We start from the raw sequence: 11492 nt of genomic DNA on the forward strand, positions 1-11492 counted from the left end.
TGACAAGGGGAGTTCGCTGCGGCACAGTGCGCGCCCTTCTAATAAGACCCTCTTTGCAAATCCGCCGGTTTAGCGTTGGCGGACTCATTCTGTCTGGCGGTCGGTTGTCCACCGCAGTGTTTTTTGAGGTAGTGAAATGAATGCAGTCATAGCGGCGGTCGGCGTCATGCTGATCCTCAGCCTGTCGCGCGTGCACGTGGTGATCGCTTTGATCGTCGGCGCGCTGGTCGGCGGCCTGACCGGTGGTTTGGGTATCGACGCCACGCTCAAGGCGTTCAACAGCGGCCTGGGCGGCGGCGCGACCGTGGCGTTGTCCTACGCGTTGCTCGGTGCTTTCGCCGTGGCGATTGCCAAATCGGGCCTGGCCCACGCATTGGCCGACAAGGCGCTGGCGATGGTCGATCGTCAACATTCGAGCGGTGGCGGCAGTGTCAAATGGCTGCTGATCGGTCTGTTGTGGGTGGTCGCGATTGCTTCGCAGAACATCCTGCCGATCCACATCGCCTTCATTCCACTGCTGGTGCCGCCACTTCTATATGTACTGACCAAGCTGCAACTCGACCGCCGCTTGATCGCCTGCGTCATGACCTTCGGTCTGATCACGCCGTACATGGTGTTCCCGGTCGGCTTCGGCAACATCTTCCTCAACCAGATCCTGCTGGCCAACGTCAGCAAGGCCGGCGTCGACATCAGCCAGATCAATGTCATGCACGCCATGGCCATTCCGGCGCTGGGCATGGTCTTCGGTCTGTTGGTGGCGGTGTTCTTCAGCTACCGCAAAAAGCGCGTTTACGATCTGGAAAAGATCGAGCAGGTCGAGCAGGTCAGCGTTGCCTACAACCCGAAAACCATTGGCATTGCCGGTCTGGCGATTGCTGCGGCGTTCATCATTCAGTTGCTGCTCGACTCGATGATTATCGGCGCGCTCGCCGGTTTTCTGATCTTCTCGGCGTCGGGCATTGTGAAGTGGCGTGAAACCGACGACCTGTTCACCGAAGGCATGAAGATGATGGCGATGATCGGCTTCATCATGATCTCTGCCTCGGGTTTTGCCGAAGTACTGAAAGCCACCGGCGAAGTGCGCACGCTGGTCGAAAGCGCAGCGGCGTGGATCAATCACAGTCGGGCGATTGGCGCGTTGTTGATGTTGCTGGTGGGCCTGATGGTAACCATCGGGATCGGTTCGTCGTTCTCGACGGTGCCGATTCTGGCGGCGATTTTCGTGCCGTTGTGCGTGCAGCTCGGCTTCAGCCCGATGGCGATCGTGTGCATCGTCGGCACCGCCGGGGCATTGGGCGATACCGGCTCGCCAGCGTCGGACTCGACACTGGGGCCGACCTCCGGTTTGAACGTTGATGGCCAGCATCACCATATCTGGGACACCGTAGTGCCGACGTTCCTGCACTACAACCTGCCGCTGCTGGCGTTCGGCTGGGTGGCCGCGATGGTGTTGTGATTTAGCCTCTGAAGATCAAAAGATCGCAGCCTTCGGCAGCTCCTACAGAGATCAATGTAGGAGCTGCCGAAGGCTGCGATCTTTTTTTGCGGGTTCAACTTTTGGTGGTGCGTGCCGTTAAAGCCTTTAACCACGCCAATAAAACCAAAAGAGTGAGCCCCCAATGCGCCTGAGCCTCAAGGCTAAAGTCCTGTCCCTCGCCGTCCTCCCGGTGCTGCTCTTTGCGCTGGTCATCAGCCTGACCACGCTGTTCATCCTCCAGCAACAGGCGCACAACGAGGTCGAGCAGACCCGCGAGCGCCTGCTCGGCGACGCGAAAGCCACCCTGCAAAGTTACGTCGCCGTGGCCATGACCACGATCAAACCGCTGTACGACGCTGCCGCCCCCGGCGATGACGCGGCGCGCGCGCAGGCGATCAAATTGCTCTCGGGCATTCGCTACGGCAAGGACGGCTACTTCTTCGGCTACGACTCCGAGACCGTGCGCCTGTTCAAGGCTAACGATCCGGAAGGCGTGGGCAAAAGCTTCAAGGACAACCGCGACCCGAACGGCGTTTACGTCAACCAGGGCCTGGTGAAAGTGGCGAAGGACGGCACGCACTATCTGCAATACAGTTCGCCGCTGCCGGGCAATGCGCAGGTGCTTGTGCCGAAACTCGGCTACACCGAATACCTGGCGAAGTGGGACATGGCGGTCGGTACTTCGGTCAACCTCGACGGCATCGAAGCGCAAGTGGCGCTGGTGCAAACGCAAGTGCAGGAACGCATGCAAGGCGTGGTGCTGAGCATCGTTGGCGTCGCGGTGGTGGTGCTGTTGGTGATCGCGGCGGCGGGCATGCTGCTGGCCAATACCATTTTGCGTCCGCTGACGCTGATGAAGGCGAATCTCGATGACATCGCGGCGGGCGAGGGCGATCTGACCCGTCGTCTGAACATCACCAGTCAGGACGAACTCGGCGAACTGGCCGGCTCGTTTAACCGCTTCGTCGACAAGATTCACGGACTGGTGCGGCAGATCACCGAGATGACCACGCAACTCACCGGGCTGGTGACGCAAGTCTCGGATCAGGCGCAGCGCTCGGATCAGGCGATGGAGCGCCAGCGTCACGAGACCGATCAGGTGGCGACGGCGATCAACGAAATGTCTGCCGCCGCGCAGGAAGTGGCGAAGAGCGCGCAGAACGCCGCTGTCGCTGCGCAACAGACTGACGAAGAAGGCCAGAGCGCCAAACGCGTGGTGGCGGGCAGCATCAAACAGATTCATGCGTTGGTCGATGACATCCGCAGCAGTGGCGTGTCGCTGGACAGCTTGCAGCAGGACGTGAGCTCGATTGTCGGCGTGCTCGGGGTGATTCGTTCGATTGCCGAGCAGACCAATCTGCTCGCACTGAACGCAGCGATCGAAGCGGCGCGGGCCGGTGAGGCCGGGCGCGGGTTTGCGGTGGTGGCGGATGAAGTGCGCGCGCTGGCCAGTCGCACGCAGATCAGCACCCAGGAAATTCAGGGGATGATCGATCGCTTGCAGGCCGGGACGCAGTCGGCGGTGGAAGCGATGCGCCGATCCAGTGAAGCGGGCGACGGCACGTCGGCGCAGGCCAATCAGGCCGGGGCTTCGCTGGACACGATGGCGTCGTTGATTGCGACGATCAACTCGATGAACGCGCAGATTGCCAGCGCGGCGGAAGAGCAGACGGCGGTGGCGGAAGAGATCAATCGCAGCGTGCACCAGATTGCGGTGGCGGTGGACAGCGTGGCGGATGAGACGCAGTTGGGGGCGCAGACTTCGCGTAGTTTGGCGGATCTTGGTCAGCGGCTTGGCAAGCTCGTTGGCCAGTTTCGTATCTGACGTTTTACGCAGCCCACTGTAGGAGCTGCCGAAGGCTGCGATCTTTTGATTGTGTTTTTAAAAGACAAGAGCAAAAGATCGCAGCCTTTGGCAGCTCCTACAGGGGTTACGGTCTGTCCCAATAGGGCACTTCGCCGAAGCACTCGATGAAGAAGTCGATAACGGTGCGCACCTTCACCGACAAGCGCCGACTCCCCGGCCACAGCACCGCAATCTGCTGCGGCTCCAGACTGTTCGACACCTGATACTCGCCCAACACCGGCACCAACGTGCCTTCGCGCACCGCCTCGCCAATCAGCCACGACGGAAACATCACCAGCCCCAAGCCCTGTTCAGCGGCTTGGGTGAGGGTGTCGGCGTGGTTGCCGGTGATCGGGCCTTTGACCGAGTACGGCGTCCAGTCCTGCCCGTCGCGGCGGAAAAACCAGCGCTGCAATCCGGCCGCGCCTTTGTACGCCAGGCACTGGTGTTGCGCGAGATCGTCAGGGTGTCGCGGGATACCATGTTTTTGCAGATACGCCGGGCTGGCCGCGACCTGAAAGCGGTGCGGCGCCAGAATCCGCGCTTGCATGCTGGAGTCATGCAGCGGGCCGATGCGGAACAGCAGATCCGCGCCTTCTTGCAGCGGGTCGACGTAATGGTCGGTCTGCTGAATATCCAGTTGCAGCTTCGGATAGCGCGCGCACAACTTGCCCAGCCACGGCGTCAGATGGCGCTGGCCGAACACCACCGGGGCGTTGATGCGCACCAGGCCGGTGGGTTCGCTTTGCTGTTCCTGCAACGCTTGTTCGGCTTCTTCCAATTGCACCAACACCAGCCGCGCGTGATGGCCGAGCATGCGCCCAGCCTCGGTCGGCGTGACGGCGCGGGTGTGGCGGTAGAGCAATTGCTGATTCAGCGCTTGCTCCATCAACTGGATCTGCCGCGAAATCGAGGAGGGCGCCACGCCTTCGCGACGGGCGACTTCGGAAAAACTGCCGTGATCGAGCACGGTCACAAACAGTCGCAGCGCTTTGAATCCGAGTTCGTTGAGGCCGTGCATGGTCTGTCCTGCTGTGCGTGTTGCGCAAAAGTGTTGTCCGGATGCTCCCATTTATCGCACAGCGACGCCAGCCGATAATCCGCGCCATTGTTGACTGGGCTGGATTGTATTTATGCAAACGTTGGATGAAGTGAGTGTTGCGCCGCCGGTGGCCAAACCGGGGTTGCGCTTGTTGTTGCTGCCGCTGGTGATTCTGGCGGGGATGGGTTTGTCGGTGGAGGCGGGTTTGCTCGGGCCGTTGGGTGCGCAGGTCGGGCATTTGTGGGCGACGTTGAGCATCTTCGGGGTGGGCTCGGCGATTCTGTTTTTGCTGCTGTTGTTTGCGGGGCCACAGAAAGGGCCGGCGCTGAACACGCTGCCGCGCTGGCAGTTGATCGGTGGTTTGCTCGGGCCGATTTATGTGGTGGTGCTGACCCTGGCCACGCCGCACATTGGTATCGCCATGACGATGATCGCGATTCTTTCCGGGCAGGTCGGTAAGAGTGTGTTGATCGATCATTTCGGCTGGTTCGGGGCGACGCGCAAGAAGGTCAATGGTGAGCGTTGGTTGGCGTTGCTGTTGATTGTCGCGGCACTTGTTTTGATTGCGCGGGGTTGATGATGAATCTGATTATTTTGTTGGCTGTGGTGGTAGCGGCGGGGGCGGTATTAAGTGTTCAGGCGGCGATCAATGGGCGCTTGGGGGAAACCGTTGGTGTCTTGCGCAGTAGTTTGTTGACGTTTGCTGTGGGTGCGTTGGTGACCGGGTTGTTGATTTTGTTTTTTGAACCGGCGCATGCGGTGGGGTTGATGGATGTGCCGAAGTGGCAGTTGAGTGGGGCGCTGTTTGGGGTGGTTTATATGATTGTCATGGTGGGCGCGGTGCCTCGTGTGGGGACGGCGGTGGCGACGGTGGCGGTGATTGTCGGGCAGTTGGGGATGGGGATGTTGATTGATAATTTTGGCTGGTTCGGGAATCCGGCGATTGAGTTGTCGGGGAGTCGGGTGTTGGCGATGGTGCTTTTGGCGGGGGCTTTGGTGTTTATGTATCGGAGTAGTGTGCGTAGCTCTGATTGATTTTGTTTTGGGGGTGTGGGCATATCCGTTGCTGCGGTGATGGCTGGTTATGGTTCCGCCCTTACGGCGGGTCACTTTTGGCAAACGCCCCAAAAGTAACCAAAAGGTCTGTGCCCTGACGTTCGGCCCTCGCTGTGGCTCGGGTTCCTTCGCTCCGGGATCGATCCGGGGGGCAGCGCCTACGGTTTGCTTCGCTGCACCTCCTCTCGCTGTGTTTGGCTACGCCAAACGGTCGCTGCGCTCCCACCCCCGGATCGATCCCTCCACTCAGCCTGCCGACGGGCTCTAAGATCAAAAGCAGGCGAGCTGACACTCGGCCTATTGAGTGGTGAGGAGCGGGGCGCGCACGGCTTTTTGATTTGCGTTGGATTCGCCCCTCACCCCAGCCCTCTCCCGAGGGAGAGGGGGCCGATTGGTGGGCTTTTCAGAATGTGTGTTCGACTCGGTATCCCAAGTCGGCGAATTTCGCCCAAACACCCTGATCAGTCCCCTCTCCCTCCGGGAGAGGGCTAGGGTGAGGGGCTTTTGATCTGGCTCTTGATCTGGCTCTTGATCTGGCTCTTGATCTGGCTCTTGATCTGGCTCTTGATCTGGCTCTTGATTTTGGCCCCCATCGGCAGGCCGAGCGTAGGTGTTCATCCGGGGTAGGCGCGCAGCGCCGTGCGGCGTAGCCGCATACATCGAGAGGAGGTGCAGCGAAGCAAACCGTAGGCGATGCCCCCGGATGGACACCGTAGCGAGGGAACACTGAGCCTCAGCGAAGTGCCGTACGCCGGGGGCCAAGCCTTTTGCTTACTTTTCGGCGTCTGGAAAAGTGAGTCGCTGTAAGAGCGAAACCGCCAGAAGCCCCACCCGCAGCAACGGATATGCCCCCAAAACCCCAAAGCCCCAAAATCCCAAAACCCCCAAAAACCCAAACAAGCAAAATCAAAAGATCGCAGCCTTCGGCAGCTCCTACACTGGTAATCACGGCTTACCTAAAAGCCACAGACAACCACCACCCCAAGGAGTCTGCCCCCATGCCCGATAGAAAATGCGATTGCCCAAACTGCAAATGCACCATCAAAGAAGGCGATCATGCCTACGCCGTACACGGCAAACACTACTGCTGCGAAGCCTGCGCCCACCACCACAAAGGTGGCGAAGAATGCTCAAGCAAAGGCTGCCACTGCGCACATCCCAAATAAACACAGGCAAAAAAAAGTGGAGCCTAATCAGGCTCCACTTCCAGTTTCAGACTTTCATCATCCAGCCGCTCCGTATGCCGAACCGTGCCTTGCAATCGCCGCCCCTCAACCCGAACCACCACGGTTTTCGCCTGGTCGAGGTCTTCCGGTAACGGCGCTGGCACTCTCAGGGCGAAGCAATACGGATCATCGTCGACCGCTTCCAGACCCACGCGGCAATCCACGCTTTTGGTGATACGCCCAAACAATGTGTCGAGGCCGTAATCCAGATGCGCCGGGCTGCTGCTGAAATCGATCATGGTTGCATTCCCCCGAATGTTCGCGTGCAGGCTGAGCTTAGCTGGTCGGTCGCCAGACGACGTTTTCCACGCCGAATTTTTCCGCCATCGGTTTGCTGGTCTTCTGTACTTTTTCACGGCCAAAGCGCGGAATGCGACCCACGCCGGCATCGCAACTCGCCCAATGCCACGCCTCGGTATTGTCCATTTTGTCCGAGCGGATAATGAACGACTTGGCTGTGCCGTGAAGGGTGTACTCGATGACGTAGAGTTTTGCGTTGTTCATAAAGCCCGTATTCCTCCCTGTGGTAATAGAGGGATCGCTGAGCACCGGGAAAATTCATTCGGATTGTCCGACGGTATCTATCGTTGGCGAGGTTTCGGGCGACTGGTTACCATGGCGCCTCCACCAACCCCAATGAATGCTCGCCATGGCCCTCGCCACGCCCCCCGATTTCACTGACATCGATGTGCCCGTGCAACCGCTGGCGCGCACGTATCCGCGCGGGTTGTTTATCGAGCCGCATCAGCATGACTGGGGCCAGTTGCTGTACGCGATGAGCGGGGTGATGTGGGTCGAGACGCCGCATGAAGCGCTGGTGGTGCCGCCGCAGCGCGCGGTGTGGTTGCCGCCGGGGGTGCCGCACGGGATTCGCGTGGTGTCGGATTTGCAGATGCGCAATATCTACCTGCGCCCGGCGCTGGCGGCGACGCTGGATCAGACGGTGCAGGTGATCGAGGTCGGTGGTTTGCTGCGCGAGTTGATCGTCGGGCTGGTGGAGCAGGGCGACAGCGGTGAGCCGGCGTATTACGAGGCGCTGGTTGGTTTGGCGTTGCTGGAGTTGCAGCGCGCAAGGCGTTCGCAGCTGAAAATCCCGATGCCGGATGACTCCGATCGGCGCCTGATGAATCTTTGCCAGGCAGTGATGGCCGCGCCGTCGCTGGAGATCCCGTTCGAACAGCACGCGGAAAACGCCGGGGCCAGCGTGCGCACGTTGGCGCGGTTGTTCAAGGACAGTCTGGGCATGGGCTTCGCCGAGTGGCGGCGGCAGGTGCAACTGGCGACGGCGGTGGCGGAGTTGATTCAGGGTGTGGCGGTGAGTGTGATTGCCCGCGAACTCGGCTATTCACCGAGCAGCTTCAGCGACATGTTCCGCCGCGAACTGGGCGTCGCCCCGTCTCAGTTCAACACCCAATGCGGATGAGCAGCCTTGCCTAAAACCTGTAGGAGTGAGCCTGCTCGCGATAGCGGTGTGTCAGTTTACGTACGAGTGACTGACACACCGCTATCGCGAGCAGGCTCACTCCTACAAGGGATCGTGTTGGTTCGGCAGGTTTGTCCGAAATTCAGAAGTCCTTGGCCGACGCCATCCATCCCGCCTCCCTACACTCTGCCCATTCCTTTCAAACGGCAGAGTTCTCCCCATGAACTACCTGATTTCGCTGGCCATCGGTCTCGGTGTTGGCCTGTTGTACGGCGCGCTCGACTTCCGTTCTCCCGCGCCGCCGGCCATCGCGCTGGTCGGTCTGCTCGGCATGCTTGCGGGTGAGCAGCTGTGGCCGATGGGCCGGCAATGGGTCGCCGCTTGGTTGTCCTGAATCTTCTTTTCTCCTTCGGTGAATCACTCCATGAAAGCACTGCAATTCGATAAAACCGGCGACCTGTCCTCCCTGCGCTTCGTCGAGGTGCCGACCCCGGTTGCTGGCGCCGATGAAGTCCTGGTGCAGATCAAAGCGGCCGGGCTCAATCCCAGCGACGTGAAAAATGTGCTCGGACGTTTCCCCTACACCACGTTGCCACGGATTCCCGGGCGCGATTTCGCCGGTGTCGTGGTCGAAGGCCCGCAAGCGTTGATCGGTCAGGAAGTCTGGGGCACGGGCCGTGAGCTGGGCTTTTTCGCCGACGGTTCCCACGCGCAATTCGTCAAACTGCCGGCCAACGGTGTCGCCCTCAAGCCGTCGCGCCTGAGCTTCACCCAGGCTGCCAGCCTCGGCGTGCCGTACACCACGGCGTGGGATGCGTTGGAGCGCAGCCTCGTCAAAGCCGACACGCGTTTGCTGGTGATTGGCGGCGGTGCGGTCGCCACAGCGGCACTGGCCCTGGCCAAAGTGCGCGGTGCAAAAATCCTGGCAGCGGCGCGGCGTCCGGAGCAGGTGGCGGAGTTGCAAGCGCAGGGCTACCAGACGATTCAACTGGATAAACCCGAAGACCTCGGTGCGCAGGTCAACGCGGTGTATCAGGGCGGCGCTGAAGTGATCTTCGACACCACCGGTTTCTGGCTGCCCGCTTCGGTGGCGGCGCTGGCAATCTTCGGCCGAATCGCAATCATCGCCGCACCGGTGGACGGCCAAGTGCAGTTGCCGGCACTGGCGTTGTATCGCAAGGGCGGTTCGGTGGTCGGCGTCAACACATTGCTCTACGGCGTCGAAGCCTGCGCAGCGATGTTGAACCAGTTCGGCCAACTGTTCGATGAAGGCTCGCTGCCGTTGCCGCAAGGCCTGGTCGAATCACCACTGGCCGAAGGCCTGGCGCGCTACACCGAAGTCAACGAGGGCGGCGGCGACAAAATCATCCTGATTCCCTGATCCACCCAAATTCCCCTGACAACGCAAAACCTGTAGGAGCCGAGCTTGCTCGCGAAAGCGTTGGATCAGCCAACATCTCAGTCGACTGACCTACCGCCTTCGCGAGCAAGCTCAGCTCCTACAAGGGACTGTGTCGTCTGGGGTTACGCTGGCATTTCCAGATTATCCAGCGCCCGATTCACCGCCAGTTCCCCGAGCATCACCACCTGCTGAATCCCCAGCAACGTGTGGCGATACGGCGTGTCGAGCGCCGCGGCAAAATCACTGAGCATCACACTCGCCGAAGCCATCGACTCACACGCGTGGGCCAGCAGATCTTCGGTTTTGATATTGGGCGCGATGACGAACATCAGGCTCGGCAAACGCGGATCATCGTGAGTCGCACCGGGGCAAAGGTAGTGATCGAGCGCGCGTTCGGCGGCGTCGTGGAGTTTGCGTGAATGGGGGGATTCGTAGGGGGAGGTAGCGTCGATGTCGGGTGGGTTGGGTGTTGGTTTGAACATGGTGAAGCTCCTTGATGCATGGAGCCGCCACCGTTCGCGGTCAATCGAAACAGGGTGGCAGCTGTACGCGGGTTGACCGACCGGACATCAAGGAATCCGGCACACCCGAAGGTGTCCCACGCACAGCTACCGCGACATGAAGTTTCAGAAAATCTGAAATCTGTCCTGGACGCTGGCGCGCCTTGATTTTGGGCGGACGGTCAAATCCGATCGCTGATTCGTCAACGACCCCCAAACGATAAGGCCCGTCCCCAAGGCGCACAAGCCGGCGGATTCTGGCGTAGCTGTAGGCAATGGCGCAAGGTTGTGTAGCCTTGGAGAGTTTCTGCAGGTGTCTGTTAAACATCAGTGTTTAACATCAAAAGATCGCAGCCTTCGGCAGCTCCTACAGGGGGAACGCGAATTCTGTGTAGGAGCTGCCGAAGGCTGCGATCTTTTGATCGGTGTCCCTTAAAACTGGTAGCCCACGCCCGCGTAATACCCCCAGCCATTCGAGCGCGCACGGAAGTTGCCGTCGCCAAAATTCAGCTCGCTGCCGTCTTCCCAATTGCCGCCATTGTGGAAATACCGGCCCACCAGCGTGAAGCGCAAATGCGTGAACGAGTACAGCAACACGTTGGTCGCTACCGTCGCATTGGCTGTTCGCGCCGGGTTGTCTTTGTGGATGTCGGAGCCGAAGTCGAAGTTGGTGAAGCCGATGTAGGTCAGTGAGGCGCCGTTGCTGAATTTGTCGATGGGCACGATGTATTTGAGTTGCGCGCGGTAGCCGTCCCAAGAATATTCGTTGCTCGCGCCGTAGTTTTCCCACTGATAACGGCCGTAGAGGTTGGCTGACAGGTTGACCCGCGAGTGCGTGTCGATGTCGGTGCCGAAACCGCTGTAGAGGGTGTTGGCGCGGTTTTCCTTGCGGCTGCCGTGGTCGTAGATCCAGTCGAACGCGACGTACCATTCCTTGAACGGGCCGATGGCCAGGCTGCGGCCGGCGAGGTAGTCGATGGAGATGCGCGGTTCGTGTTCCATGAACACCGGCGAGCCGTGATCCCACACGCCTTTGTCGTGGCTGTTGCCGATGTTGAAGATCTTCGGGATGTCGACGTAGCCGTACAACTCGAACGGGCCTTTGCGGCCGAAGTACTCGTATTCCAGATAAATGTCGTCAGCCGGTTGCGGGCCGAAGCTGATGTCTTTGCTGCCAATCAGCATCAGATCCTGGTTGTACCAGTCCGACAGGTACGCGCCTTTTTTCGGCGGGCTCGCTTCCGGGCTGAGTGCTTCGCCTTGGGCGGATTCTTCTGGCAGAACGGGCTGAGCAGGTTGCGCGAAAGCGCTGTGGCTGAGAAGTCCGGTAACGCCAGTCAGTAGCAAGGAAACAGTCAGCGTGCGCGCAAACGGAGCGCGAGGGGGGAGTGCGGCGTGCATTCAAAGTCCTTTTTTGCAGATCAAGGCCCGGCGTTCTGCGGGTCTGTAGGGTTTTGTTACGAAAATGCCGTGATTGACGCTGCGCAAACGTTTGCATAAGGCGTACCAATTCTTTTAAT

Annotated in this window: 13 protein-coding genes; 8 read left to right on the plus strand and 5 right to left on the minus strand. The window is 60.0% G+C overall.

The genetic code is table 11. The features are described from left to right. Positions 1-136: 136 nt before the first annotated feature. Both ACP3TY_RS07620 and ACP3TY_RS07625 read left to right on the plus strand, forming a co-directional pair. A complete protein-coding gene (locus ACP3TY_RS07620) occupies positions 137-1456 on the plus strand; it encodes a Na+/H+ antiporter family protein (RefSeq protein ID WP_212545675.1) in 1320 nt (439 codons plus the stop codon). Positions 1457-1619: 163 nt separating this feature from the next. Continuing rightward, positions 1620-3302, plus strand: coding sequence for a methyl-accepting chemotaxis protein (locus tag ACP3TY_RS07625; protein WP_053121919.1), 1683 nt, complete (start codon positions 1620-1622; stop codon positions 3300-3302). A 106-nt stretch (positions 3303-3408) separates the two neighbouring features. Here ACP3TY_RS07625 and ACP3TY_RS07630 read toward each other — a convergent pair whose 3' ends face one another. Next, positions 3409-4344 carry a LysR family transcriptional regulator gene (locus ACP3TY_RS07630; protein WP_426619634.1) on the minus strand — a complete coding sequence of 312 codons (936 nt, stop codon included), beginning with the start codon at positions 4342-4344 and terminating at the stop codon, positions 3409-3411. Positions 4345-4456: 112 nt separating this feature from the next. Here ACP3TY_RS07630 and ACP3TY_RS07635 point away from each other — a divergent pair, with 112 nt between their 5' ends. From ACP3TY_RS07635 to ACP3TY_RS07645, 3 genes are all read left to right on the plus strand, one after another. Next, positions 4457-4942 carry a DMT family transporter gene (locus ACP3TY_RS07635; protein ID WP_053121916.1) on the plus strand — a complete coding sequence of 162 codons (486 nt, stop codon included), beginning with the start codon at positions 4457-4459 and terminating at the stop codon, positions 4940-4942. After that, positions 4942-5400: a DMT family transporter gene (locus ACP3TY_RS07640; RefSeq protein WP_426619635.1), complete on the plus strand. Its 459-nt coding sequence runs from the start codon at positions 4942-4944 to the stop codon at positions 5398-5400. Before ACP3TY_RS07635 ends, ACP3TY_RS07640 begins: the two co-directional genes overlap by 1 nt. A 1019-nt stretch (positions 5401-6419) precedes the next feature. Next, positions 6420-6587, plus strand: coding sequence for a metallothionein (locus ACP3TY_RS07645; protein ID WP_081730276.1), 168 nt, complete (start codon positions 6420-6422; stop codon positions 6585-6587). A 23-nt stretch (positions 6588-6610) separates the two neighbouring features. On the opposite strand, the gene ACP3TY_RS07650 is transcribed toward ACP3TY_RS07645, so the two are convergent. Beyond that, positions 6611-6886 carry a hypothetical protein gene (locus ACP3TY_RS07650; protein ID WP_053121912.1) on the minus strand — a complete coding sequence of 92 codons (276 nt, stop codon included), beginning with the start codon at positions 6884-6886 and terminating at the stop codon, positions 6611-6613. 37 nt (positions 6887-6923) lie between these two features. Then, complete coding sequence (locus ACP3TY_RS07655) at positions 6924-7151, minus strand: DUF6555 family protein (RefSeq protein WP_053121910.1); 228 nt, start codon at positions 7149-7151, stop codon at positions 6924-6926. Positions 7152-7287: 136 nt separating this feature from the next. Between ACP3TY_RS07655 and ACP3TY_RS07660 the strand changes: the two genes are divergently transcribed. The 3 genes from ACP3TY_RS07660 (at position 7288) to ACP3TY_RS07670 (ending at position 9451) form a co-directional block, all read left to right on the plus strand. After that, positions 7288-8070 carry an AraC family transcriptional regulator gene (locus ACP3TY_RS07660; protein WP_400646477.1) on the plus strand — a complete coding sequence of 261 codons (783 nt, stop codon included), beginning with the start codon at positions 7288-7290 and terminating at the stop codon, positions 8068-8070. A 220-nt stretch (positions 8071-8290) separates the two neighbouring features. After that, positions 8291-8464 carry a DUF1427 family protein gene (locus ACP3TY_RS07665; protein WP_082341460.1) on the plus strand — a complete coding sequence of 58 codons (174 nt, stop codon included), beginning with the start codon at positions 8291-8293 and terminating at the stop codon, positions 8462-8464. 30 nt (positions 8465-8494) lie between these two features. Continuing rightward, positions 8495-9451: a quinone oxidoreductase family protein gene (locus tag ACP3TY_RS07670; protein WP_426619636.1), complete on the plus strand. Its 957-nt coding sequence runs from the start codon at positions 8495-8497 to the stop codon at positions 9449-9451. A 143-nt stretch (positions 9452-9594) separates the two neighbouring features. Here the strand turns inward: ACP3TY_RS07670 and ACP3TY_RS07675 are convergent, their stop codons facing one another. Together ACP3TY_RS07675 and ACP3TY_RS07680 are read right to left on the minus strand one after the other, a co-directional pair. After that, positions 9595-9954 carry a DUF6124 family protein gene (locus tag ACP3TY_RS07675; RefSeq protein ID WP_426619637.1) on the minus strand — a complete coding sequence of 120 codons (360 nt, stop codon included), beginning with the start codon at positions 9952-9954 and terminating at the stop codon, positions 9595-9597. Positions 9955-10404: 450 nt separating this feature from the next. Next, complete coding sequence (locus ACP3TY_RS07680) at positions 10405-11373, minus strand: nucleoside-specific channel-forming protein Tsx (RefSeq protein ID WP_426619638.1); 969 nt, start codon at positions 11371-11373, stop codon at positions 10405-10407. Positions 11374-11492: the final 119 nt, after the last annotated feature.

The organism is Pseudomonas rustica (assembly GCF_049959085.1).
Taxonomy (GTDB): domain Bacteria; phylum Pseudomonadota; class Gammaproteobacteria; order Pseudomonadales; family Pseudomonadaceae; genus Aquipseudomonas; species Aquipseudomonas rustica.